Raw genomic sequence first — 24,155 nt, 5'->3', positions numbered from 1 at the left:
AATTGAAAAGGCGACTTCCAAAACGGAAATCGTCTTTTTTGATATTCTCATAAATACAATATGTTGTTGGTGGTGTAAACTGGTATATAGTTCCCTTAGTTTTTTTACTACATTGTGAATTTCATCTAATGTCCCTGTGGGACTTACTAAAATGTGTTCATAAACTGAATGGCCTCCCAGATTAAATGAGTTTGCACGTATTCTGTATTGAGAAAAGATGTGACTAAGAATAATAGTTCCAATATGGATATGATCTTCTCTTAATTGATACAATTTTGACTTTCTACCACCAGTTGAACAGGCATTCCCTACAAATTCAATTTCTTCACTATTCTCTAATATTTGTAAGATATTGGTAGTTCCCGCCAGAGAAATTCCTGTTTGAATGGATAACTGATTCTTGGTCCATGTTCCTCCTTGATAAAAACAGGATCGTACTTTGTGAATATTTTCTTGCTTTAAATCAATTATTTTTGCCAATTCTCTACCTTTCGACACGCTTTGTCAAAAGTATTGTAGCATATTATATTTTTGTTTGCAATAAGATATTTTTAAAAACCTTAGTTTCGCTTTCCTAATTTTAGGAGTGGTCCTCTCTTGTAGGAAAGGATAATGCTGTTTTTGATTTATGGTATCAATGTGCTTATGAAATTTTTCATTCTTAGTTTTGGGATGAGTGGTACAGATTTTTACGAGCATTTTATTATGATGGCAACTGGATGCAGTCTGCACTTGTATTATTTAGGACAAGTGGTATAATTAGTTATACAAATCATACTTAAAGGAGGTGGTGGTTGTGAAAGCACCAAAAGGTAAATATGCTTGGACAGCTACAGTTGGAGAAAAAGGTCAGATAGTAATACCAAAACAGGCGCGCGATGTTTTTAATATCAAACCGGGTGATACGATTCTGCTCCTTGGTGATGAAAAGCGTGGAATTGCCATACCGCCGAAGGGAGCCTTTGCTCACTTGATGGAAATTGCTTTTGAAGAGAAAGAGGATGAATGATATGGGATGTGTTCTGGAGATAAATAATCTGACAAAAAAATATTCGGCTTTTGAACTAAAATCGATTAGCTTTCAGATTAAGGCCGGTGAGGTTATGGGATTTATCGGCAGGAATGGAGCAGGTAAGACTACAGCACTTAAATCCATTCTCAATCTTGTCCACCCTGATGCAGGGAATGTCCGTATTCTTGGAATGGATTATCTGGATAACGAAGATGAAATCAAACAACGAATTGGTTATGCAGTGGGAGGAACCAATTATTATAAAAGAAAAAAATTAAAGGATATTGTCGCCATTACTCGTATTTTTTATGATAACTGGGATGATGAATCCTATCGTCATTATCTTGATGCATTTAAACTTGATGAAAATAAGAAAATTATGGAACTGTCTGAGGGGATGAAAGTAAAATTCTACCTTACTTTAGCTCTTTCTCATCAGGCTAGGCTTTTGATTTTGGATGAGCCAACAAGCGGCCTTGACCCAGTATCTAGAGATGAGATGAATGAGATTTTCCGAAAACTCGCTGAAAAAGGTGTGGCAATCTTGTTTTCTACTCATATTACTAGTGATTTGGAGAAATGTGCAGATACGATTACTTACATCAAAAATGGAAAATTGCTTTTATCGACCAATAAAGAAGACTTTATTCGCCATTTCACAGGGGAAATAGGTGGTGCGCCAACACTGGAAGACATTATGGTGCATATCGAAAAAGAAGAGGTGAATTTGTGATGAGAAAACTTCTCTATAAAGAAATGAGATTGTCAGCAAATCCTTTGAGTTATTGGTTTATAACTTTTTCAGCTATAACGATGATTCCAAGGTATCCTATTCTTGTAGGTTCCTTTTTTATCTGTCTGGGTATATTTTATACCTACCAGCAGGTTCGGGAATGCGATGATATTACCTATACGGTCATGTTGCCGGTCAGGAAACAGGATGTGGTGACAGCTAAGTATCTATTTGTATTGCTCATCGAATTAGTGGCATTTATCTTATGCGCATTGCTAACGATTATTAGGATGAAAACATTGGGGGATGCCGCTCCTTATGTTACCAATCAATTGATGAATGCAAATGCGGCTTATCTTGGATATATAATGCTTGTATTTGCAACTTTTAACAGTGTTTTTCTTGCAGGCTTTTTTAAAACAGCTTATAAGATTGGGAAGCCTTTTATCTTATTCTGCGTAGTTGGAACTATCATAATACTTATGGGAGAAGTGTTACATCACATTCCCGGCTTAGAAAGCCTAAATGATCCTGCAAATTTAAGCATACCACAGGTTGTGATATTGCTGATTGGTATTGTTATGTTCAAGTTATGTACCTGGTTTTCTTATCAAAAAGCAGTCAAGGATTTCGAAAAACTTGATTTATGATCGTTAGGGGAATTATGAATTAGATAATCTGTGAAATGTCTGAGTGTTAATCATTTTCGGTTGGCACATGGAGTACTTATTTTTACTTTTTTGACAAAATAATATTCTAGCAGTAGAATATATAAAGAAAAATAAATATCAGAGGAGGAAGTTGCCCATGGTTTTTGACTTTAAGAAAGAATTTAAGGAGTTTTATCCAACTAAGACAAATCCGATGATTGTTAAGATTCCCAAAATGAATTTTTTAGCAGTTCGAGGTAAAGGAAATCCTAATGAAGAAGGTGGCGAGTATAAGCAAGCCATTAACTTACTTTACCCACTTGCCTATACTATCAAAATGAGTAAAAAAACAGATTACCGAATGAATGGCTACTTTGATTTTGTTGTGCCACCATTAGAAGGTTTTTGGTGGCAGGAAGGTATTAAAGGTGTTGATTATGAACGTAAAAGCGATTTTCAATTTATCTCTCTCCTTCGTCTGCCGGATTTCGTAAGTAAAGAAAATTTTGACTGGGCTATCCATCAAGCGAAAACTAAGAAAAAAATGGATTTTTCCAACGTGGAATACTTTACTTATGACGAAGGTCTATGTGTTCAATGTTTGCATGTCGGCTCTTATAATGATGAGCCTATAACAGTTGAACGAATGCATGCTTATATGGAAAATGAAGGCTATCAACTGGATATTACAGATGAACGTATGCACCATGAAATCTATATCAGCGATTTTCGTAAAACAGAGCCTGCCAAACTGAAAACTATTCTCAGACATCCGATTAAAAAGAGATAGGGAGAATAAAAATGGTTATCAAGACATCCTTAACAGAGGAGTTAATCCTCGGTATATTGGCAGAGCAACCGCATCATGGCTATCAGATTGAAAAACTTATTGTTGATAGAGGCATGAGAAAATGGACAGACGTAGGTTTTTCTTCAATTTATTATGTACTTGAAAAATTGGAGAAGAAAGGTCTGGCAAAGAGTGTACCGGCAAAGGGAAAAGATAAAAAAGAGTACAGCATTACAAAGCTGGGGTTAACAATTTTAATTGAAAAAACACGTCAGCGATTAGTAGAACGACAGCCGGCGAACTCACATTTTATGACTGCGTTGGCAAATAGTCAGAATATGTCCTCTAAAGAATTATTGCAGGCTCTTACGGAACGAAAATATATTTTGGAAAAGGATTTGCAAGTCTTGAAGAATCAACAAGCAGGAGGACGTAGCCTGCCAAGGTCTGCCAAACAGTTATTCAGTTTGGGTTTAACCATGCTCCAAGCAGAGCTAAATTGGTTAGAGTCTGAAATTCAAACTTTACAATCACAGTGAAATCCAAAAAAATTTTCAGAGGAGATGGTATATGAAGTTGGATATAAAACCGTTCATAGGATAGCATTGTGAATCTACCGCAACAGGAACTTTCTTGAATCAGCTTGGTGTTGAATTAAGTGAGCCGATGTTATTTGGTTTGGGAGAAGGTCTGGGATTTACTCTTTGGAATATGAAATCCATGAATATGCCGTTTATAGGCGGGAGAATTAAATCTGATTTAGAGATATTTTAATAATTGATAATTACAGATTAAAATTTGGAGAGGACGTGAGATTACAATGTGTAAAGAATGTTATGTTGATCAAAGTAGAGTGACGCCACTTTTAAACCCCTTGGAATGCTTAAAAAATCATACACAATATATTTGCGGAACTTGTGGTCGGTGTATTTGTATCGAGTACGATCCAAATCGTGGATTGCAACGGTGGAATTTTCCGTTTAAGTCATTAGAAATTGCAAAGCTATATTTAAGAACTGCCGATTACACAGAAAAAAAGCCATGTGGTATTTATGAATTAAAAAGTGAGAATGGTAGAATTTCTTATAAAATTTTTGCTAGCAATGAAGATTTGAAGTTATATCTAAAAAAGAATAAAGGAAAAATTTGTGAAAAAATGGCGTCTGTTTTTTCAGTTGAAGAATATCAGGAATTTCCCAACACACAGGTAAGAAGATTGACCTCTGGTGAAATACAAAAATATATGTCAGAAAGATAAAAAAGATTATGGAAGTGATTCGGTGGAAAACTTTAGTTATCTATATACATGGTAAGGGTGGAAATATAGAGGAGACAAATCATTATCAATCTATTTTTAGAGAAAATGACGTTATCGGTTTTAACTATAAATCACAAACTCCTTGGGAAGCGGAGATAGAATTTCCAATACTATATGATAGGTGTGCTAAATCGTATGACTCTGTTATTTTAATTGCAAATAGCATCGGTGCTTACTTTGCAATGCTATCTTTGGTTGAAAAGAATATTTCTCAGGCCTTATTTATTTCCCCTATTGTAGATATGGAGAAACTGATAATGGATATGATGAAGTGGTTAAATATTACAGAAGATGAGTTAAAAAGTAAGAAAGAGGTTGAAACAGAATTTGGTGAAACATTATCTTGGGAGTATTTATCTTATGTGAAAAATCATCCCATTAGGTGGAATGTTCCCACTTCTATTTTATATGGTGAAAAAGATAATTTAACTTTTCAAGAAACCATAACGAAGTTTGCAGAGCAAATTGGAGCAACTCTTACAATCATGAAGAATGGAGAGCATTGGTTTCATACAGATAAGCAATTAAAATTTTTAGACACATGGGTTAAAAAATCAACTTAATAAATTCGTATTAATTTTTGATAACAAGAGGTAAAAATTATGAAAACAATATATAAAGAAGATATCGTACAGGGGTTAACAGAACTTGGCCTGAAACAAGGGGATGTTGTCATTGTCCATACATCTTTAAAAAGTATGGGCTATGTATGTGGCGGAGCACAGGCTGTGATAGAAGCTCTAATTGAAGTCGTTACTTCTGAAGGTACCATTGTGATGCCGACACAGTCATGGAAAAATCTAGATCCGAAAACAGGTGTGCACTGGAATGCAGAGGAGTCAGACTGGGATAAAATTAGAGAGAATTGGCCAGCATATGATAAACAGATAACGCCAACAAATACGATGGGAGCTGTTGCAGAAATGTTCCGTCAATGGCCGGGGAGCATCAGAACAGATCATCCAGCAAGATCAATTTGTGCATGGGGAAAACATGCTGAATATATTACAGCGGAACATACTCTTTCAAATATATTTGGTGAGGGTTCACCTATCGCAAAACTCTATGAACTTGACGCAAAAGTACTGTTGTTAGGGGTTGGATATGATAAAAACACTTCCATACACTTAGCGGATGTCCGTGCAGAGTACCCTGGGAAACATGACTGTGTTGAGCATAGTGCCATACTTCAAGATGGTGTTCGGATATGGAAAGCGTATAACACCTTATTTGTTGACGGAGAAGATTTTGAGGACATAGGAAGCGCCTTTGAGGGAAATGGCCTTGCAAAGATAGGAAAAATAGGCAATGCCGATTCTAGATTGATGCAACAACGTGAACTAGTAGATTTTGCTGTCTCTTGGATTGAAAAACATCGTAGATGAACTGAATATTAAAACATATATTGCAACAAAATCAGTTAAATGATAGAGTAGTATAGTAGGATTGAGCAAAAATGAGTTAAAATTGACCAGTACACACAAGAAAGTATCTCTACTTATGAAAATATAAAAATGTGAACGAAAAATAGATGTTCACATTTCTTTTTTTATTCTGCTGCTTGTTGCCAACGTTTGGCTAGCATGCGGGATAGACTTGAAATTGCTAGGTTAAAGCTGAAGTAGATGAGGGCGATCAGGATGTAAAGGCTAAAGACCTGCTCTGGTTCGAAATAACGTCCCATGAGAATTTGGCTAGCTCCAAAGAGTTCTTGTAGGGCGATAACAGAGTAGAGGAGACTGGTATCCTTAATCACGGTTACAAACTGAGAAATGATGGCTGGCAGCATTTTGCGGATTGCTTGTGGGAGAATGATGTAGTAGAGGATTTGGGCTGAAGTGAATCCTTGCGACATTCCTGCTTCGTATTGTCCCTTGTCTACGGCATTGAGGCCACCTCGGATAATCTCAGCCAGGGCGGCTGAGGTAAAGAGCGTGAAAGCGGTAATGCCAGCTGGTGTCGACTTCATCTTGAACACCAAAAAGATAGTGAAAATCCAGAGGAGGTTGGGAACGTTACGTACAAACTCGATATAAATGCTGGAGATGAGCCGTAAGACAGGATTTTTCCCATTTCTCATGACGGCTAGCACTGTTCCGATAAGGGTCGAGAGGACGATAGCAATCAGAGAAATGTAGAGGGTCAAGCTGAATCCTTTAAAGATAAAGATTAGGTTATCTGGGGTTAAAACTTCTAAAATAGATTCCATAGTAACCTCCTAAAGTGAATAGGCTTTTTTGTTGGCTTGCTCCATCTTGCGACCAAACTGGGCAACAGGGAAGCATAGGGCAAAGTAGAGAAGAGCAGCACCTAAAAAGGCTGGGATATAGTTTCCGTTGAGAGCCGACCAAGACTTGGTCACAAACATCAAGTCCACTCCAGAGATGATAGCAACGGTAGAGGTATTCTTGATGAGATTGACGATTTGATTGGTCAAAGGTGGGAGAATGATACGGAAGGCCTGAGGCAAAATAATCAAGCGCATGGCACTGATATAGGTAAAACCTTGCGACAAGGCGGCCTCCATCTGACCGCTAGGAATAGACTGAATCCCTGAACGAATAACCTCAGCGATATAAGCGCCGTGATAGAGTCCCACGCAGAGAACAGCTGTCCAATAAATCGGAATCATGATGGTGTGTTCACTGATAAGAGGCAAACCATAAAAGACGATGACAAACTGCACCAAGAGGGGAGTGTTTTGATAAAATTCGACAAAGATACGAGCCAAAACGCGCAAGAATGGGCGTTTACTAGTTGACATGGCCCCAAAGAAGATGCCTAAAACCATGGCGAGGATAAAGGAACCAATCGCTAGGGCAAGTGTGAAGAGGAAACCATTGAAAAATTGTCCAAAATCCTGAAAATAGGCTGTCCAAGATGATAAATCTGTCATGGGGTGTCCTCCTTAATCTGCAGTATGGCTAGATGGTTTGAGCTTGTAACGGTCATAAAGTTTCTGCAAACTACCGTCCTTGGTCCATTTAGTGACCAAGCTATCAAGATAATCGTTGAGCTCGGTGTTTGATTTCTTGGTAACAATACCGTAGTCAGATGGCTTGAAACTATCATCTAGTAGCTCTGTGCGTTTGCTGGTGTAGCCAGACAGGATAGAACGGTCCACGGAAAAGGCATCAATACGGTGAGCGTGAAGGGAAGTAATCAATTCTGGATAGGAACCAAGTTCGACGAATTTAAAGGTTAGACCTTTCTTTTTGCCCAGTTCGGTAATCAAGCGCTGGGTGATGGAACCTTGGGCAACTCCGATGGTTTTACCGTTTAGGTCCTCAATACTTTTGATGTTGGCGGATTTATTGACCAAAAAACCAGAAGCATCCGTGTAGTAGGGACTGGTGAAGTTGTAGAGTTTTTTACGTTCTTCTGTGATGGTAAAGGTCGCGATATCCAAATCGACCTGTTCATTGTCAAGAAGTGGGCCACGGGTTTGAGCGGTAACAGGCACGTAGCGAACCTTGACCTTGAGCTCATCCGCAATCATCTTGGCCAAGTCGGTTTCGATACCAGAATAGGTCCCTGTCTTGGGGTCCTTGTAGCCAAAATTCGGAACGTCTTGTTTGACACCGACAACTAGTTCGCCTCTCTTTTGAATATCTGCGACACTGGTGTCGGCAAGAACTGGCTTAGCTAGGGCAAGGCTGATAAGGCTAATCAATAATGCTGCTAAAAAGAGTTTCTTTTTCATAGGCGCCTCCTTATTTGACTTTGTCACTTTCGTGGTTGATGATTTTGCTGAGGAATTGTTGGGCACGAGGTTCGCTTGGATTGTCAAAAAAGTCATCGACATCTGTCGTATCTACCAAAACTTCCCCGTCAGCCATAAAGATAATACGGTCCGCAACCTCTCGAGCAAATCCCATTTCGTGGGTAACGATGATCATATTCATCCCGTCATGTGCCAGTTTTTGCATAACTGCTAGAACATCTCCGATAGTCTCAGGGTCAAGAGCAGATGTTGGCTCGTCAAAGAGGAGGAGCTCCGGATGCATGGCAAGACCACGAGCGATGGCGATTCGCTGTTTTTGACCACCAGATAGCATAGCTGGATAGGAATCTTTCTTGTCCCACATATTTACAAATTCCAGATATTTTTGGGCTGTTTTTTCAGCTTCTTTTTTATCAATTCCTAGAACTTTAACGGGTGCGAGTGTAACATTTTCTAACACTGTTTTGTGTGGATAAAGGTTAAAATGTTGAAAAACCATGCCGACTTCCTTACGAAGAGGAACTAAATCTTTCTGACTAGCACCTGCTACTTGGTGTCCATTGACTAGGAGACTTCCTTTGTCAACAGCCTCTAAACCATTAATCGTACGGATAAGAGTGGACTTCCCAGAACCAGAAGGTCCAAGCAGGACAACAACTTGTCCTTTTTCAAAACGGAGATTGATGTCGCGGAGTGCGTGGTAGTCTCCGTAATATTTTTCGACGTGTTTAAATTCTACTAAAGCCATGAGAGATCTCCTTTGTGTTAGATTTTATAACGTGATTCTACAACAAAAGAATGTTCTTGTCAAATCATATCTGAAAAAAATTCACTAAAATTTTATAAAAAAGCAATCTGGATAGAGAAAATGCCTAAATCATGTTATAATGAAACGATAGAATTCTTAGAAAGAGTGGATGTTTTTTTGATAACTCCTACTTATGAATGGCAGTTTGCCCCGCAGGTTGAAGATGCGGATTTTACAAAGATAGCCAAGAAGGCTGGACTGGGTCCTGAGGTGGCTCGGTTATTATTTGAAAGAGGGATTCAGGATGAAGAAAGTCTAAAGAAGTTTTTAGAACCTTCTTTAGAGGACTTACATGACCCCTATCTGCTCCATGATATGGACAAGGCAGTGGAACGGATTCGTCAGGCCATTGAAGAAGGGGAAAACATTCTCATCTATGGAGACTACGATGCGGATGGTATGACTTCAGCTTCGATTGTGAAGGAAAGTTTGGAACAGCTTGGCGCCGAGTGCCGAGTTTATCTGCCAAATCGTTTTACCGATGGCTATGGTCCCAATGCCAGTGTTTATAAATACTTTATCGAGCAAGAGGGAATTTCCTTGATTGTGACAGTGGACAATGGGGTTGCAGGTCATGAAGCCATTGAACTAGCTCAGGCTATGGGTGTGGATGTCATTGTGACTGACCACCATTCCATGCCGGAAACCCTTCCTGATGCCTATGCTATTGTTCACCCTGAGCATCCGGATGCGGACTATCCTTTCAAATATTTGGCCGGATGCGGAGTGGCTTTCAAGCTAGCTTGCGCTCTTTTAGAAGAAGTGCAAGTGGAACTACTCGATTTGGTAGCCATCGGAACTATTGCCGATATGGTGAGCCTGACAGATGAAAACCGTATTTTGGTTCAATATGGTCTGGAAATGTTGGGACATACCCAGCGCATTGGACTACAAGAAATGCTAGACATGGCTGGGATTGCTGCGAATGAAGTGACAGAAGAAACGGTTGGTTTCCAGATTGCTCCTCGTTTAAATGCCTTGGGGCGATTGGACGATCCCAATCCTGCCATTGATTTGCTGACTGGGTTTGACGATGAGGAAGCACATGAGATTGCCCTCATGATTCACCAGAAAAATGAAGAACGTAAGGAAATCGTCCAGTCAATCTATGAAGAAGCTAAGACCATGGTGGATCCTGAGAAGAAGGTCCAGGTTTTGGCCAAGGAAGGTTGGAATCCTGGAGTTCTAGGTATCGTGGCTGGTCGTTTGCTGGAAGAACTAGGGCAGACAGTTATCGTTCTTAATATAGAAGAAGGTCGTGCCAAGGGTAGCGCTCGTAGTGTGGAAGCGGTCGATATTTTTGAGGCTTTGGATCCCCATCGAGACCTCTTCATCGCATTCGGTGGCCATGCTGGTGCAGCAGGAATGACGCTGGAAGTGGAGAAACTTTCAGATTTATCTCAGGTTTTGGAAGACTATGTCCGTGAAAAAGGCGCAGATGCTGGTGGTAAGAACAAGTTAAACCTAGATGAAGAGCTGGATTTGGAGACTTTGAGTCTTGAAACGGTCAAGAATTTTGAACGCTTGGCGCCTTTTGGAATGGACAATCAGAAACCTGTCTTTTATATCAAGGATTTTCATGTAGAAAGTGCCCGTACCATGGGAGCAGGCAATGCCCACCTCAAACTAAAGATCTCCAAGGGTGAGGCGAGTTTTGAAGTGGTGGCCTTTGGACAAGGTAGATGGGCGACGGAGTTTGCTCAAACAAAAAATCTTGAATTGGCAGTCACCTTGTCTGTCAATCAATGGAATGGCCAAACTGCCCTCCAGTTGATGATGGTGGATGCGCGTGTGGAAGGTGTTCAACTCTTTAATATTCGTGGAAAAAATGCAGCTTTGCCAGAAGGGGTTCCGGTCTTGGATTTCTCTGGAGAGGTGCCAAAATTGGTGAATAGTGAGGCGGTTGTCGTAAAAACCATTCCTGAGGATATTACCTTGCTGAAGGCCATTTTTCAGGAACAACATTTCTCTGCGGTCTATTTCAAGAACGACATTGACAAGGCCTACTATCTGACAGGTTATGGGACTAGAGAACAGTTTGCCAAATTGTACAAGACCATCTACCAGTTTCCAGAGTTTGATATTCGCTATAAGCTGAAGGATTTAGCAGCTTATCTCAATATCCAACAAATCTTGCTGGTCAAGATGATTCAAGTATTTGAGGAGCTGGACTTTGTGACAATCAAAGATGGTGTTATGACAGTTAATAAAGAAGCGTCGAAAAGGGAGATTAGTGAAAGTCAGATTTACCAAAATCTCAAACAAACTGTAAAAAATCAAGAAATGATGGCGCTGGGTACGGTGCAAGAAATGTATGATTTTTTGATGGAAGAAAACTAGAAGATAGGAAAGAGTTGGGCAACCAGCTCTTTTTTGAAAACAAATCTTCATTTTGAAAATCATCAAAAAAATGGTATAATGGTAGGAAAAGATTCGGCTGAAAGTTTTAGAACTTTTAGAATAAGAGGGTAAACTTACCCTATAATCAAGATGAATTAAGTTTCGGAGGGGAAATGAGTAATATTAGTTTAACAACACTAGGTGGTGTGCGTGAAAACGGAAAAAATATGTACATTGCTGAGATTGGCGATTCGATTTTTGTTTTGGATGCGGGGCTTAAATACCCTGAAAATGAACAACTTGGGGTTGATGTCGTCATTCCCAATATGGACTACCTTTTTGAAAATAGCGACCGTATCGCAGGGGTCTTCTTGACCCACGGGCATGCGGATGCCATTGGTGCCCTGCCTTACCTTTTGGCAGAAGCGAAGGTGCCTGTGTTTGGCTCTGAGTTGACTATCGAGTTGGCAAAACTCTTTGTCAAAGGAAATGATACGGTTAAGAAATTCAATGACTTCCATGTGATTGATGAGGATACAGAAATTGACTTTGGAGGAACTGTAGTTTCCTTCTTCCGTACAACTCACTCCATCCCGGAAAGTTTGGGAGTTGTCTTGAAAACTCCAAAAGGTAGTATTGTTTACACAGGTGACTTCAAGTTTGACCAGACGGCTAGTAAATCCTATGCGACGGATTTTGCCCGTTTGGCAGAAATCGGTCGTGAGGGTGTCTTGGCGCTCCTCAGTGATTCTGCGAATGCGGATAGCAATATCCAGGTGGCGAGTGAGAGTGAAGTTGGAGACGAAATTACCCAGACCATTGCAGACTGGGAAGGTCGTATCATCGTTGCGGCAGTTGCCAGCAACCTCTCTCGTATCCAGCAGGTTTTTGATGCCGCTGCAGATACAGGTCGCCGAGTTGTTCTGACTGGTTTTGATGTTGAAAATATCGTCCGAACAGCGATTCGTCTCAAAAAGTTGTCTTTGGCTAATGAAAGTCTCTTGATTAAACCCAAAGAAATGTCTCGATTTGAAGACCATGAGTTGATTATTCTCGAGACGGGTCGTATGGGTGAGCCTATCAATGGACTTCGTAAGATGTCCATTGGACGTCACCGCTATGTGGAAATCAAAGATGGGGATTTGGTTTATATCGTAACCACTCCGTCTATCGCCAAAGAAGCCGTCATGGCGCGTGTTGAAAACATGATCTACCAAGCTGGTGGTGTGGTGAAACTCATTACCCAGAGCTTGCGAGTATCCGGACACGGGAATGCGCGTGATTTGCAGTTGATGATCAATCTTTTGCAACCAAAATACCTCTTCCCTATCCAAGGGGAGTACCGTGAGTTGGATGCGCATGCCAAGGCTGCTATGGCAGTTGGAATGTTGCCAGAGCGTATCTTCATCCCTAAAAAGGGAACGACCATGTCCTACGAACACGGAGACTTTGTCCCAGCTGGAGCAGTTTCTGCAGGTGATGTCTTGATTGATGGAAATGCTATTGGGGATGTTGGAAATGTCGTCCTTCGTGACCGTAAGGTCTTGTCAGAGGATGGAATCTTTATCGTGGCGATCACTGTCAACCGTCGTGAGAAGAAAATTGTGGCCAAGGCCCGTGTTCATACGCGTGGATTTGTTTATCTCAAGAAGAGCCGCGACATTCTCCGTGAAAGCTCAGAATTGATTAACCAAACGGTAGAAGAGTATCTTCAAGGTGATGATTTTGACTGGGCAGAGCTCAAAGGCAAGGTTCGTGATAATTTGACCAAATATCTCTTTGATCAAACTAAGCGTCGTCCAGCAATCTTGCCAGTCGTGATGGAAGCAAAATAATAAGCAGAATACCTACAGAAAAAGTCGAATTTCGGCTTTTTCTTATAGAATAGTATAAAGGAGAAAACCATGGCAGTTATGAATATTGAGTATTACTCAGAAGTTTTGGATATGGAGTGGGGCGTTACCGTACTCTATCCAGATGCTAGTCGGGTGACTAAACCAGATTGCACAGATATTCCTGTTCTTTATCTTTTGCACGGAATGTCGGGAAATCAAAATAGCTGGCTCAAGCGAACCAATGTCGAGCGTTTGTTGCGTGGAACCAATCTTATTGTCATCATGCCCAATACTAGCAATGGCTGGTACACAGATACCCAGTACGGTTTTAACTACTTTACTGCTCTAGCAGAAGAGTTGCCTCAGGTTATGAAACGTTTCTTCCCCAATATGACCAGCAAGCGAGAAAAGACCTTTATTGCAGGCCTCTCCATGGGTGGCTATGGTTCCTTCAAGCTAGCTCTAGCAACTGATCGTTTTTCTCACGCAGCTAGTTTTTCTGGTGCGCTCAGTTTTCAAGAATTTTCTCCTGAAAGTCAGGAACTGGGATCGCTTGCCTACTGGCGAGGAGTTTTTGGAGAAATCAAAGACTGGACAGCTAGTCCTCATTCGCTTGAAAGCATGGCTGCAAAATCCGATAAAAAGACTAAACTATGGGCTTGGTGTGGAGAGCAAGACTATCTCTACTCTGCCAATAATCTCGCAGTGAAAAACCTCAAAAAACTTGGTTTTGAGGTGACCTATAGTCATAGTCCAGGTAAGCACGAGTGGTACTACTGGGAAAAACGATTGGAGCGTTTTTTAGCTACCTTACCAATTGACTTTGTTTTGGAAGAGCGCTTATCTTAGTTTTAGGTTTCTTTCAGCTTTTCTCAGTAAAATAGAGAATCTATCTTGATCAAGGAGAATGTGATTTCAAGATAGATTCTTATTTTTATGAAAGGTGGAGCGTCATGTTCTGGATCATTCGATTATTCTTCCGATTTCTGTTGGGAATTTGGCGTTTCTTCTGGCGTCTGGTTTGGACTGTGGTCATTCTACTGCTCATTGCCTTTGGAGTGGTTTGGTATCTGACAGGTGATTTTCATTCTGCGGTCAATCAGGTTGAAAAAATGAGCCAGATTGGTCAAGGTGGCTGGAATCAGTGGAAGGAGACGGGAACGCTGGAAGTCTTGTCTCAGACAGACAGTCACCAACATGCAGAAGGCAAGTGGGCTCAGGCCTCAGCTCGCATCTATATTGAACCTCAAATGGATGAGACCTTCCAAGGCGCCTATGCAGAAGCTATAAAAAACTGGAATCAAACGGGAGCCTTTACCTTTGAGGTGGTTGCAGATCCTAGCCAGGCAGATATTGTGGCAAGTGAGATGAATGATGGATCGACCGCTGTAGCAGGTCAAGCCGAAAGTCAAACCAATTTGTTAACCAATCAATTTATATCTGTAACGGTTCGCCTGAATCACTATTATCTATCCAATCCAAACTATGGTTATTCTTATGAACGGATCGTGCACACGGCGGAGCACGAACTGGGGCATGCCATCGGATTGGATCATACCAACGAAACTTCTGTCATGCAACCAGCAGGTTCCTACTATGGAATTCAGCCTCAGGATGTGACAGCTGTTCAAGAACTCTATACCAGTAGCGACTAGATGAAGTCGGTGCAATCTGAAAAGAAATCAAAGCTTCTCCAACAAGTGATTGGTGGGGCTTTTTGTTCGTCCTGTTACGGCCTTTTTGCTATAATGGAACTATGAATAACTTGATTAAATCAAAACTAGAGCTTTTGCCGACCAGCCCTGGTTGTTACATTCACAAGGATAAAAATGGCACCATTATCTATGTAGGAAAAGCTAAAAATCTGCGTAACCGCGTGAGGTCCTATTTCCGTGGAAGTCACGATACCAAGACAGAGGCCTTGGTGTCTGAAATTGTGGATTTTGAATTTATTGTTACTGAGTCCAATATTGAGGCGCTTCTCCTAGAAATCAACCTCATCAAGGAAAATAAGCCCAAGTACAATATCATGCTCAAGGATGATAAGTCCTATCCTTTTATCAAAATTACCAATGAGCGCTATCCTCGATTGATTATCACCCGTCAGGTCAAAAAGGACGGTGGTCTCTACTTTGGTCCCTATCCAGATGTGGGGGCAGCCAATGAAATCAAGAGACTACTGGATCGGATTTTCCCTTTTCGTAAGTGTACCAACCCGCCCTCTAAGGTCTGTTTTTACTACCATATCGGCCAATGTATGGCCCACACCATCTGTAAGAAAGATGAGGCTTATTTCAAGTCCATGGCTCAGGAGGTTTCTGATTTCCTAAAGGGGCAGGATGACAAAATCATCGATGACCTCAAGAGCAAGATGGCAAAGGCAGCTCAAAGTATGGAATTTGAACGTGCGGCGGAATACCGTGACCTGATTCAGGCCATTGGAACGCTTCGGACCAAGCAAAGAGTCATGGCCAAGGATCTTCAAAATCGTGACGTCTTTGGTTACTATGTGGACAAGGGCTGGATGTGTGTTCAGGTTTTCTTTGTTCGTCAGGGAAAACTCATCGAGCGGGATGTCAATCTCTTCCCCTACTACAATGATCCGGATGAGGACTTCTTGACCTATGTGGGGCAGTTTTATCAAGAAAAATCCCACCTGGTTCCCAATGAGGTGCTGATTCCGCAAGATATCGATGAAGAAGCTGTCAAGGCCTTGGTGGATACCAAGATTCTCAAACCCCAACGTGGAGAGAAAAAGCAACTGGTTAATCTAGCTATAAAGAATGCCCGTGTTAGTCTGGAGCAGAAATTTAACCTGCTAGAAAAATCTGTCGAAAAGACCCAAGGGGCTATTGAAAATCTAGGACGCTTGCTCCAAATACCGACTCCAGTTCGAATTGAGTCCTTTGATAACTCTAATATCATGGGAACCAGCCCTGTTTCAGCTATGGTGGTCTTTGTTAATGGCAAACCAAGTAAGAAGGATTACCGTAAGTACAAGATAAAAACGGTTGTTGGCCCAGACGATTATGCTAGTATGAGAGAAGTCATTCGCAGACGCTATGGCCGAGTTCAACGTGATGGTTTAACCCCTCCAGATTTGATTGTCATCGATGGGGGACAAGGTCAAGTCAATATTGCCAAGCAAGTCATCCAAGAAGAGCTAGGTTTGGATATCCCAATTGCTGGTCTGCAAAAGAATGACAAGCACCAAACCCATGAATTGCTTTTTGGAGATCCGCTTGAAGTGGTGAAGTTATCACGCAATTCTCAGGAATTTTTCCTCCTCCAACGCATCCAAGATGAGGTACACCGCTTTGCCATTACCTTTCACCGTCAACTGCGCTCCAAAAACTCCTTTTCATCACAATTGGATGGAATTGAAGGTCTGGGACCTAAACGCAAGCAGAATCTCATGAAGCATTTTAAATCTCTCACTAAAATCAAGGAAGCCAGTGTGGATGAGATTGTCGAAGTTGGTGTGCCAAGGGCAGTCGCAGAAGCTGTTCAGAGAAAGTTGAACCCTCGGGGAGAAGTGGAGTTGGCTCAAGTAGCAGAAGAGAGAGTAGATTACCAAACGGAAGGAAACTATCATGAACCATAAAATCGCAATTTTATCAGATATCCATGGTAATGCCACGGCATTAGAAGTAGTGATTACAGAATCTTCGGCGGATTTAGATGATTAATATATAAATAAAAGACCGTAAAAACGGTCTTTTGTGGTATAATGGGAAAGAAGTGAACCAGAATGGAGTGTCAATTATGATACCTTTAGAAAAATCAAATCCGTCTGAAGTTGAGAAAATTTGCTTGGAATTATATAAAAAAATGAGTTTTCAAGGTTATCCTGAATTTAAAAATGATTTAAATAGTTGGGTAGCCAGTAATGTACCAGAGCTAGCAAGTGAAAGGGATGCTTTTCTAAAGATAATGATAGGTGAGTATTCATTTTTAGAGAATCTTAAAGAATTGTTGGATAATTTCGTAGATGAAGAACCTAGATTAGCAGAGTATCTAAAAAAATCTTATGGAAAGATAGATTCGAGATTAAGGAAGAAATTAATTGATTTAAAGAACGTTTCGGTATGCCCGTATTGCAATCGTAATTATATAAACTCAACATATAAAATACTTCATTGTAATAATTGTAATCAAGACTTATTTATAATTGATGAGGTTGAAAAAGAATGTCCGGGTTGCAAGCAAGAAATTAGTGGTCAGACTAAAGTAGTAAACACTGCTCAACTAGACCACTTTTTTCCAAAAGACAGCTATCCACTATTTGCGGTTTCATTTTATAATTTAATTCCTAGTTGTTATAGTTGTAATCATGTGAAATCAAATAAGGATTTAGAATATAATCCTTATGATACTAGTTTTCCATTCGATGATGTAAAGTTTACATACATTCCAAAGTCTGTCGATGAGATTAAAATCAAAATTGTTTCTTGTGATATTAACTTTGAAAATGGAATTCGTGATTTGGGTATAGAGGAGCTATATCAAAGCCACATTGATGTGGTCAATGAATTGATTTGGAAAAAAGAAGTATATACAGATAGTTATAGAGAGGGTTTGTCAGAAATCTTAAATCAAACAAACCTTGAATTGAGCAAGGCTGAGGTGAATCGCTTTATAACAGGTCACTACACAGACAAAGAAAATTATGGGAAAAGACCACTTTCAAAAATGGTTACAGATATTAGCAAAGAAATTGGACTAGTAGGAGAAGAAGAATGAAATTAATTGCTTTGGTGATTAAACAGTATGATGAGCTTTTTAAGCATCAGATTTTTAATTTTTCAGATGAATATAAAGTTGATTTTAACTTTGAAACGAATGAACTTAAAATTGATAAAAATCCAGACTCTATTGAAAATTTTTATGGAGAGTCTATTTATAATATTTCGCCAATAGTTGGGATAAATGGGACTGGGAAGACAACAATTTTAAATTTAATCGGTACTTACTCACCAAAAAATTACAAATCAGGTCCTGATAATCAGTATTTTTTCCTTTTTGAAATAGGAAAACAAGAAGACAAAGTAAGATTTAAGGTTTCTTCCAATAACTTATCTGTTGCAACACTACAAGAATGTTGGGGCCAGACTTTTTACAGAAATCAAGATGGAAGTTTTGATTGTGATCTAGAATATTACGATGATACTAAAAATATCTTATACGTTAATCTGCAGAGTAAGGGAGGAGGAGAAATTCATGCTGATACAACATATAATATAAGAAGTTTAGCAATGTTTATACGTTCATATTTGTGGTTAAGAGATCGTAAAATTATTAGTTCAGTTTTATCTTGTTCATTAGAGATTGAATCCTATAGTTTAAAATATAATACTAACCCAATTCCGAGAGGGATAAAAGCCATAGGATTTTTAATATATAAGTCCATACATAATATTTTTTATGAAAAGAATGAATTTATAAAGAAACTATTATCTGAATCTTTAGTGTCTAAATGTGAAAAATATTTAAAGGAAGATGTTTCTGATTATGAGGACTCTGGATTTAATTTACTTTTAGAGATAGTAAAAGAATTAGACAAAAACGAGGTAAAGGATGAAACAAGGAAAATTAGAAAAGAGTATGTTGAATCAATAACTACTATTGTTAATATTTTTATAGAAATCCGAGAAAATGGTTCCTTAATTGATAGTAATTCTGCTTCAATTTTGTTAAAATACTCGAATAATAATAGATCTTTATTTGAAGACCTTAATGACAGACTATTTCAGCATACAAAATCGAAAAAATTAGTAGATAAGTTTTGTTATGATTTAAATGAAAACTTTAATAATTATTATTTGTTAAAAGAGACTCCTGATTATCATATGTCAACTGGGGAAGGGAACTTAATTGAAATATTTTCACAACTTTATACGTATTTATCTATGCATGAAGAAAGTTCTGAGGATATTATACTGCTAGTTGATGAATTAGAATCGGGAATGCATCTAGAGTGGTCTAGGAGATTAATTCAAATTCTCATTGATAATCTTTCTGAAATATTGGAATACGAGGGAAAGGGGAGAAGGATCCAGCTCATCTTCACAACTCATTCTCCTTACATGCTTTCGGATATTAAACCAGGAAATGTGATTATGATTGAAAAGAATCAAGAAACTGGATATTCAGAAGGAAAAGTTTTGCAAAATACTTTCGCTAAGAATATACAAGAAATCATGAAGGAAAATTTAATTGATAATATTTATGGTGATTTTGCCTTAGCGAAGATTAATTCTATGATTGAAAGACTTAATGAAAAAGAGGAGCATGAAGGAAATGAAGAAGAACTATTAAAAGAAATTTATTTGATCAGCGAGCCTATTCTTCGTAATAAATTATTAGAGATGTATGATAAGAAATACAATACCTCAGAATTTAGTATTGAAAAACAACTACAGAAGTTGAATCTAAATGAGGAACAACGCCAGCAGGTCAGAGCAATGATTGAAGCAAATATAAGTAGTGCCAATGCGGATAAATAAGGTTGTAATTAAATAGTTTGAATTATCAATACAATCATTTGAAAATGAACAATAGAAAGTAATAATATGAACAATAAAATCGCAATTTTATCAGACATTCATGGCAATGCGACGGCACTAGAAGCAGTGATTGCAGATGCTAAAAATCAAGGAGCCAGTGAATATTGGCTTATGGGAGACGTTTTCCTCCCGGGTCCAGGTGCAAATGACTTGGTCGCTCTGCTGAAGGAGCTTCCTATCACGGCAAGTGTTCGAGGCAATTGGGATGATTGTGTCCTTGAGGCTTTAGATGGGCAATATGGCTTAGAAGACCCACAGGAAGTCCAGCTCTTGCGTATGACCCAGTTTTTGATGGAGCGAATGGATCCTGAAACGATTGTCTGGCTACGAAGCTTACCTATGCTAGAAAAGAAAGAAGTTGATGGACTGCGCTTTTCTCTTTCTCATAATTTGCCTGATAAGAACTATGGAGGAGACTTGCTGGTTGACAATGATACGGAGAAGTTTGCCCAACTCCTAGATGAGGAAACGGACGTGGCAGTCTATGGTCATGTCCACAAGCAGTTGCTTCGTTACGGCAGTCAAGGGCAACAAATCATCAATCCAGGTTCGATTGGCATGCCCTATTTTGATTGGGAGGCGTTAAAAAATCACCGTGCCCAGTATGCCGTGATAGAAGTGGAAGATGGGGAATTGGTAAATATTCTATTCCGAAAAGTTTCTTATGACTATGAAGCAGAGTTAGAATTGGCCAAGTCCAAGGGGCTTCCCTTTATCGAAATGTATGAAGAGCTACGACGAGAAGACAACTATCAGGGGCACAATCTGGAACTTTTAGCTAGTTTAATTGAAAAGCATGGATATGTAGAGGATGTGAAAGATTATTTTGATTTTCTGCAAAGTTAGAAATAAAATGGACGCCCTTAATTTGAAGTGAGGTGGTAGCCGAATTATTTAGAAAAGAGTCAGACAATAAGGAAGAAAAGATGGCTTAGCTAAAGTTTGACATTGAAATTATTTTGTTATACAATGAACTTAATTCTTAATAAAAAGGAGAACATTATGAAGAAAATTATTACAGCCAGTATGGCTCTTTTATCTGTTGTTGTTTTAGCAGCATGTTCAGGGAAAACAACGTCTGACTCTTCGACTAAGACTTCAAGCTCTGTAGAGAAAACTTCTTCAGAGGCTTCATCAACAACGTCTAGTTCAAAGACAGAAAATAATGAGGTTGTTTTGATCACCGATGAAGAAATTGACAATGCTAAAACTGTTGGAGATGTGAAGAAAGTCTTTGGTAAACTAGTCGACAATTATAAAAAGCATGCAGTTGAAATTGGGGAGAAAATTCCAGAGAGTGGAAAAGAAGCATATAACGCCCAAGTTGAACCAGCGCTTAAGTCTATGGAGACTGTAAGAGAGTCATTTAACGAAAGCCTTTCAAGTATTGGTTCTGATGATACAGTAGTGCCAGAACAAACTCGTACTCTATTTGTTCAACAGTTGAAAACTGGACGTGACACAATGAAGAAAGCGCTGGAAGCGGCTTATAAAGCAATTGCTCCATACACATCTGGTCAATAATATAAGAAAGTAGGTGTTCGATCACCTGCTTTTTGATTGCTTCAAATCTAAAGCGATACCTACTTAAAGAGCTTCAAATAAATAGCAGAGAGTTTGAAAGAAGTACTAACTCTATGAAAAATCTCTGCAAGCTCTTTCAAAATATGGTAGAATGGAAGCAGTAGAATTAGAAAAGGAAATCGATTATGAAATTTCTTGAATTAAATAAAAAACGTCATGCGACCAAGCATTTCACTGATAAGCCAGTTGATCCCAAAGATGTTCGCACAGCTATTGAAATCGCAACCTTGGCACCAAGCGCTCACAACAGCCAGCCTTGGAAATTTGTGGTGGTACGTGAGAAAAATGCTGAATTGGCAAAGTTGGCTTACGGTTCCAACTTTGAACAGGTATCATCAGCGCCTGTAACTATTGTCTTGTTTACAGACACAGATTTGGCTAAACGTGCTCGTAAGATTGCCCGAGTTGGTGGTGCTAACAATTTCTCAGAAGAGCAACTTCAATATTTCATGAAGAATTTGCCAGCTGAATTTGCGCGTTACAGTGAACAACAGGTCAGTGACTACCTAGCCCTCAATGCAGGTTTGGTTGCTATGAACTTGGTTCTCGCTCTGACAGACCAAGGAATCGGCTCTAACATTATCCTTGGATTTGATAAATCAAAAGCCAACGAAGTTTTGGACATTGAAGACCGTTTCCGCCCAGAACTCTTGATTACGGTAGGTTACACAGACGAAAAATTGGAGCCAAGCTACCGCTTGCCAGTGGATGAAATCATCGAGAAAAGATAGAAAGAAGAAAAAAATGACAGCAATTGATTTTACAGCAGAAGTAGAAAAACGCAAAGAAGACCTCTTGGCTGACTTGTTTAGCCTTCTGGAAATCAACTCAGAACGTGATGACAGCAAGGCTGATGCTGAACATCCATTTGGGTCTGGACCGGTCAAAGCCTTGGAAAAATTCCTTGAAATCGCTGACCGTGATGGCTATCCAACTAAGAATGTCGATAACTACGCAGGACATTTCGAGTTTGGTGATGGAGAAGAAGTCCTCGGAATCTTTGCCCACATGGACGTGGTGCCAGCTGGTAGCGGTTGGGACACAGATCCTTACACACCAACTATCAAAGACGGTCGCCTTTATGCGCGTGGAGCTTCGGACGACAAGGGGCCTACAACAGCTTGTTATTATGGTTTGAAAATCATCAAAGAATTGGGACTTCCAACTTCTAAGAAAGTTCGTTTTATTGTCGGAACAGACGAAGAATCAGGCTGGGCAGACATGGACTACTACTTTGAACATGTAGGACTTGAAAAACCAGACTTTGGCTTTTCTCCAGATGCTGAATTCCCTATCATTAACGGTGAAAAAGGAAATATCACGGAATACCTACACTTTGCAGGTGAAAATACAGGTGCAGCTCGTCTTCACAGCTTTACAGGTGGATTGCGTGAAAACATGGTACCTGAATCAGCAACAGCAGTTGTTTCAGGCGACCTGGATGACTTGCAAGCTAAACTAGATGCCTTTGTTGCGGAGCACAAACTTAGAGGAGAACTCCAAGAAGAAAACGGCCAGTACAAGGTGACTGTGATTGGTAAATCAGCCCATGGTGCTATGCCTGCTTCAGGTGTCAATGGTGCGACCTACCTTGCCCTCTTCCTCAGTCAGTTTGACTTTGCTGGGCCTGCAAAAGACTACCTCGACATCGCTGGTAAGATTCTCTTGAATGACCATGAGGGTAAAAATCTCAAGGTGGCTCATGTGGATGAAAAGATGGGTGCCCTTTCTATGAATGCCGGTGTTTTCCGCTTCGATGAAGCAAGCGCTGACAATACCATTGCCCTCAACTTCCGTTATCCAAAAGGAACAAGTCCAGAGCAGATCAAGTCAATCCTTGAGACCTTGCCAGTTGCTTCTGTTAGCCTTTCTGAACATGGTCATACACCTCACTATGTACCGATGGAAGATCCACTTGTGCAAACCTTGTTGAATGTCTATGAAAAACAAACTGGTCTCCAAGGTCATGAACAAGTCATCGGTGGTGGTACCTTTGGTCGTTTGCTGGAACGTGGGGTTGCCTACGGTGCGATGTTCCCAGACTCAATCGATACCATGCACCAAGCCAACGAATTTATCGCCTTGGACGATCTCTTCCGAGCAGCAGCAATCTATGCAGAAGCTATCTATGAATTGATCAAATAAAACGATAGAAGTCTGAGATTTTATGCTTAGACTTCTTTTTGGAGGGAAAACAGATGTCTCAAATCGAAAGAATCAAGCAAGCCATTATGGCGGATCCGCAGAATGCCAGCTACACAGAACGCGGAATCGAACCTCTCTTTGCGGCGCCAAAAACTGCTCGCATCAATATTGTCGGTCAAGCTCCGGGGTTTAAAACGCAGGAAGCTGGGATTTATTGGAAGGATAAGAGTGGTGATCGCTTGCGAGATTGGTTAGGTGTAGACGAAGACACCTTTTACAATTCGGGCCTATTTGCAGTTATTCCCATGGACTTTTATTTCCCAGGACATGGAAAATCGGGCGACCTTCCCCCCCGTAAAGGCTTTGCCGAAAAATGGCACCCACAACTCCTCAAGGAATGTCCAAATATTGAATTGACACTTTTGATTGGGCAATATGCCCAAGCCTATTATTTACATGAGAAAATTAGTGGCAAGGTAACAGAACGGGTAAAACGCTACAAAGACTATCTACCAGAATTTTTCCCTCTAGTTCATCCCTCACCACGAAATCAAATCTGGATGGCTAAAAATCCTTGGTTTGAGTCAGAAGTGGTGCCAGATTTGAAAGCATTGGTACAAAAGATTATTCATCAATAAAGGAGAAAAACT

The 24,155-nt window shown here is 39.9% G+C and carries 24 protein-coding genes and 3 pseudogenes; 22 read left to right on the top strand and 5 right to left on the bottom strand.

All coding sequences use genetic code 11. The features are described from left to right. Positions 1-480, bottom strand: a pseudogene (locus tag B7708_RS01975) (hypothetical protein); the annotation flags it as partial. Positions 481-796: 316 nt separating this feature from the next. Between B7708_RS01975 and B7708_RS01970 the strand changes: the two are divergent. From B7708_RS01970 to B7708_RS01930, 9 genes and pseudogenes are all read left to right on the top strand, one after another. Beyond that, the gene (locus B7708_RS01970; RefSeq protein WP_000646903.1) at positions 797-1,009 is read left to right on the top strand and encodes an AbrB/MazE/SpoVT family DNA-binding domain-containing protein; all 213 of its coding nucleotides are present in this window, start codon (positions 797-799) and stop codon (positions 1,007-1,009) included. A gap of 1 nt (position 1,010) precedes the next feature. After that, positions 1,011-1,745, top strand: coding sequence for an ABC transporter ATP-binding protein (locus tag B7708_RS01965; protein ID WP_204953894.1), 735 nt, complete (start codon positions 1,011-1,013; stop codon positions 1,743-1,745). Beyond that, a complete protein-coding gene (locus tag B7708_RS01960; protein ID WP_084973366.1) occupies positions 1,745-2,395 on the top strand; it encodes an ABC-2 transporter permease in 651 nt (216 codons plus the stop codon). Before B7708_RS01965 ends, B7708_RS01960 begins: the two co-directional genes overlap by 1 nt. A gap of 157 nt (positions 2,396-2,552) precedes the next feature. Next, positions 2,553-3,185, top strand: a complete 633-nt coding sequence (locus B7708_RS01955; protein ID WP_084973364.1) for a GyrI-like domain-containing protein — start codon at positions 2,553-2,555, stop codon at positions 3,183-3,185. Positions 3,186-3,196: 11 nt separating this feature from the next. Further along, positions 3,197-3,724, top strand: coding sequence for a PadR family transcriptional regulator (locus B7708_RS01950; protein WP_084973362.1), 528 nt, complete (start codon positions 3,197-3,199; stop codon positions 3,722-3,724). Between the two features lie 31 nt (positions 3,725-3,755). Then, positions 3,756-3,944: pseudogene (locus B7708_RS01945) on the top strand (BtrH N-terminal domain-containing protein); the annotation flags it as partial. A 61-nt stretch (positions 3,945-4,005) separates the two neighbouring features. Continuing rightward, positions 4,006-4,443 (top strand): hypothetical protein, encoded by a 438-nt coding sequence (locus B7708_RS01940; protein WP_084973360.1) that lies wholly within the window; start codon positions 4,006-4,008, stop codon positions 4,441-4,443. A gap of 8 nt (positions 4,444-4,451) precedes the next feature. Next, entirely contained in the window at positions 4,452-5,066 is a 615-nt protein-coding gene (locus B7708_RS01935; RefSeq protein WP_084973359.1) for an alpha/beta hydrolase, read from the top strand. Positions 5,067-5,105: 39 nt separating this feature from the next. After that, positions 5,106-5,888 carry an AAC(3) family N-acetyltransferase gene (locus B7708_RS01930; protein WP_084973357.1) on the top strand — a complete coding sequence of 261 codons (783 nt, stop codon included), beginning with the start codon at positions 5,106-5,108 and terminating at the stop codon, positions 5,886-5,888. 164 nt (positions 5,889-6,052) lie between these two features. Here B7708_RS01930 and B7708_RS01925 read toward each other — a convergent pair whose 3' ends face one another. The 4 genes from B7708_RS01925 to B7708_RS01910 are packed head-to-tail and all read right to left on the bottom strand — an operon-like array spanning position 6,053 to position 8,975. Then, positions 6,053-6,712: an amino acid ABC transporter permease gene (locus B7708_RS01925; RefSeq protein WP_084973355.1), complete on the bottom strand. Its 660-nt coding sequence runs from the start codon at positions 6,710-6,712 to the stop codon at positions 6,053-6,055. A gap of 9 nt (positions 6,713-6,721) precedes the next feature. Next, complete coding sequence (locus tag B7708_RS01920; protein WP_000131126.1) at positions 6,722-7,399, bottom strand: amino acid ABC transporter permease; 678 nt, start codon at positions 7,397-7,399, stop codon at positions 6,722-6,724. A 12-nt stretch (positions 7,400-7,411) separates the two neighbouring features. Further along, a complete protein-coding gene (locus tag B7708_RS01915) occupies positions 7,412-8,206 on the bottom strand; it encodes a transporter substrate-binding domain-containing protein (RefSeq protein ID WP_084973353.1) in 795 nt (264 codons plus the stop codon). Between the two features lie 10 nt (positions 8,207-8,216). Next, the gene (locus tag B7708_RS01910) at positions 8,217-8,975 is read right to left on the bottom strand and encodes an amino acid ABC transporter ATP-binding protein (RefSeq protein WP_001229578.1); all 759 of its coding nucleotides are present in this window, start codon (positions 8,973-8,975) and stop codon (positions 8,217-8,219) included. 177 nt (positions 8,976-9,152) lie between these two features. On the opposite strand from B7708_RS01910, the gene recJ reads away from it, so the two are divergent. The 13 genes and pseudogenes from recJ (at position 9,153) to B7708_RS01850 (ending at position 24,143) form a co-directional block, all read left to right on the top strand. Beyond that, entirely contained in the window at positions 9,153-11,375 is a 2,223-nt protein-coding gene (gene recJ / locus B7708_RS01905; RefSeq protein ID WP_162284768.1) for a single-stranded-DNA-specific exonuclease RecJ, read from the top strand. Positions 11,376-11,548: 173 nt separating this feature from the next. Then, positions 11,549-13,210 (top strand): ribonuclease J, encoded by a 1,662-nt coding sequence (locus B7708_RS01900; RefSeq protein ID WP_084973349.1) that lies wholly within the window; start codon positions 11,549-11,551, stop codon positions 13,208-13,210. A gap of 69 nt (positions 13,211-13,279) precedes the next feature. Next, entirely contained in the window at positions 13,280-14,059 is a 780-nt protein-coding gene (locus B7708_RS01895; RefSeq protein ID WP_084973347.1) for an alpha/beta hydrolase, read from the top strand. 104 nt (positions 14,060-14,163) lie between these two features. Then, complete coding sequence (locus tag B7708_RS01890) at positions 14,164-14,865, top strand: M57 family metalloprotease (protein WP_084973345.1); 702 nt, start codon at positions 14,164-14,166, stop codon at positions 14,863-14,865. Between the two features lie 101 nt (positions 14,866-14,966). Further along, positions 14,967-16,814 carry an excinuclease ABC subunit UvrC gene (uvrC, locus tag B7708_RS01885; RefSeq protein ID WP_084973343.1) on the top strand — a complete coding sequence of 616 codons (1,848 nt, stop codon included), beginning with the start codon at positions 14,967-14,969 and terminating at the stop codon, positions 16,812-16,814. Next, positions 16,804-16,878 (top strand): annotated as a pseudogene (locus B7708_RS10190) (metallophosphoesterase family protein); the annotation flags it as partial. The gene uvrC and the pseudogene B7708_RS10190, both read left to right, overlap by 11 nt. A gap of 97 nt (positions 16,879-16,975) precedes the next feature. Continuing rightward, positions 16,976-17,953 carry a hypothetical protein gene (locus B7708_RS01880; protein WP_084973341.1) on the top strand — a complete coding sequence of 326 codons (978 nt, stop codon included), beginning with the start codon at positions 16,976-16,978 and terminating at the stop codon, positions 17,951-17,953. Next, positions 17,950-19,716, top strand: a complete 1,767-nt coding sequence (locus tag B7708_RS01875; RefSeq protein ID WP_084973340.1) for an AAA family ATPase — start codon at positions 17,950-17,952, stop codon at positions 19,714-19,716. Before B7708_RS01880 ends, B7708_RS01875 begins: the two co-directional genes overlap by 4 nt. Positions 19,717-19,782: 66 nt before the next feature. Further along, positions 19,783-20,622: a metallophosphoesterase family protein gene (locus tag B7708_RS01870; protein WP_084973338.1), complete on the top strand. Its 840-nt coding sequence runs from the start codon at positions 19,783-19,785 to the stop codon at positions 20,620-20,622. Positions 20,623-20,778: 156 nt separating this feature from the next. Further along, on the top strand, positions 20,779-21,300 hold the full coding sequence (locus B7708_RS01865) for a hypothetical protein (protein WP_000720915.1): 522 nt from the start codon (positions 20,779-20,781) through the stop codon (positions 21,298-21,300). A gap of 185 nt (positions 21,301-21,485) precedes the next feature. Next, positions 21,486-22,091: a nitroreductase family protein gene (locus B7708_RS01860; RefSeq protein WP_084973336.1), complete on the top strand. Its 606-nt coding sequence runs from the start codon at positions 21,486-21,488 to the stop codon at positions 22,089-22,091. Between the two features lie 13 nt (positions 22,092-22,104). Further along, positions 22,105-23,505 (top strand): dipeptidase PepV, encoded by a 1,401-nt coding sequence (pepV, locus tag B7708_RS01855; RefSeq protein WP_084973334.1) that lies wholly within the window; start codon positions 22,105-22,107, stop codon positions 23,503-23,505. 53 nt (positions 23,506-23,558) lie between these two features. Continuing rightward, positions 23,559-24,143: a uracil-DNA glycosylase family protein gene (locus tag B7708_RS01850; protein ID WP_084973332.1), complete on the top strand. Its 585-nt coding sequence runs from the start codon at positions 23,559-23,561 to the stop codon at positions 24,141-24,143. Positions 24,144-24,155: the final 12 nt, after the last annotated feature.

It is taken from the genome of Streptococcus oralis subsp. dentisani (assembly GCF_002096615.1).
Classification (GTDB): domain Bacteria; phylum Bacillota; class Bacilli; order Lactobacillales; family Streptococcaceae; genus Streptococcus; species Streptococcus oralis_U.
This window is presented reverse-complemented; position numbering and strand designations above follow the sequence as displayed.

What these genes read in the sequence shown, in the direction of transcription:
- B7708_RS01965 (WP_204953894.1), top strand. Translation starts at nt 1,011, where the DNA reads ATGGGATGTGTTCTGGAGATAAATAATCTGACAAAAAAATATTCGGCT.
- B7708_RS01960 (WP_084973366.1), top strand. Translation starts at nt 1,745, where the DNA reads ATGAGAAAACTTCTCTATAAAGAAATGAGATTGTCAGCAAATCCTTTG.
- B7708_RS01955 (WP_084973364.1), top strand. Translation starts at nt 2,553, where the DNA reads ATGGTTTTTGACTTTAAGAAAGAATTTAAGGAGTTTTATCCAACTAAG.
- B7708_RS01950 (WP_084973362.1), top strand. Translation starts at nt 3,197, where the DNA reads ATGGTTATCAAGACATCCTTAACAGAGGAGTTAATCCTCGGTATATTG.
- B7708_RS01940 (WP_084973360.1), top strand. Translation starts at nt 4,006, where the DNA reads ATGTGTAAAGAATGTTATGTTGATCAAAGTAGAGTGACGCCACTTTTA.
- B7708_RS01935 (WP_084973359.1), top strand. Translation starts at nt 4,452, where the DNA reads ATGGAAGTGATTCGGTGGAAAACTTTAGTTATCTATATACATGGTAAG.
- B7708_RS01930 (WP_084973357.1), top strand. Translation starts at nt 5,106, where the DNA reads ATGAAAACAATATATAAAGAAGATATCGTACAGGGGTTAACAGAACTT.
- B7708_RS01925 (WP_084973355.1), bottom strand. Translation starts at nt 6,712, where the DNA reads ATGGAATCTATTTTAGAAGTTTTAACCCCAGATAACCTAATCTTTATC.
- B7708_RS01920 (WP_000131126.1), bottom strand. Translation starts at nt 7,399, where the DNA reads ATGACAGATTTATCATCTTGGACAGCCTATTTTCAGGATTTTGGACAA.
- B7708_RS01915 (WP_084973353.1), bottom strand. Translation starts at nt 8,206, where the DNA reads ATGAAAAAGAAACTCTTTTTAGCAGCATTATTGATTAGCCTTATCAGC.
- B7708_RS01910 (WP_001229578.1), bottom strand. Translation starts at nt 8,975, where the DNA reads ATGGCTTTAGTAGAATTTAAACACGTCGAAAAATATTACGGAGACTAC.
- B7708_RS01900 (WP_084973349.1), top strand. Translation starts at nt 11,549, where the DNA reads ATGAGTAATATTAGTTTAACAACACTAGGTGGTGTGCGTGAAAACGGA.
- B7708_RS01895 (WP_084973347.1), top strand. Translation starts at nt 13,280, where the DNA reads ATGGCAGTTATGAATATTGAGTATTACTCAGAAGTTTTGGATATGGAG.
- B7708_RS01890 (WP_084973345.1), top strand. Translation starts at nt 14,164, where the DNA reads ATGTTCTGGATCATTCGATTATTCTTCCGATTTCTGTTGGGAATTTGG.
- uvrC (WP_084973343.1), top strand. Translation starts at nt 14,967, where the DNA reads ATGAATAACTTGATTAAATCAAAACTAGAGCTTTTGCCGACCAGCCCT.
- B7708_RS01880 (WP_084973341.1), top strand. Translation starts at nt 16,976, where the DNA reads ATGATACCTTTAGAAAAATCAAATCCGTCTGAAGTTGAGAAAATTTGC.
- B7708_RS01875 (WP_084973340.1), top strand. Translation starts at nt 17,950, where the DNA reads ATGAAATTAATTGCTTTGGTGATTAAACAGTATGATGAGCTTTTTAAG.
- B7708_RS01870 (WP_084973338.1), top strand. Translation starts at nt 19,783, where the DNA reads ATGAACAATAAAATCGCAATTTTATCAGACATTCATGGCAATGCGACG.
- B7708_RS01865 (WP_000720915.1), top strand. Translation starts at nt 20,779, where the DNA reads ATGAAGAAAATTATTACAGCCAGTATGGCTCTTTTATCTGTTGTTGTT.
- B7708_RS01860 (WP_084973336.1), top strand. Translation starts at nt 21,486, where the DNA reads ATGAAATTTCTTGAATTAAATAAAAAACGTCATGCGACCAAGCATTTC.
- pepV (WP_084973334.1), top strand. Translation starts at nt 22,105, where the DNA reads ATGACAGCAATTGATTTTACAGCAGAAGTAGAAAAACGCAAAGAAGAC.
- B7708_RS01850 (WP_084973332.1), top strand. Translation starts at nt 23,559, where the DNA reads ATGTCTCAAATCGAAAGAATCAAGCAAGCCATTATGGCGGATCCGCAG.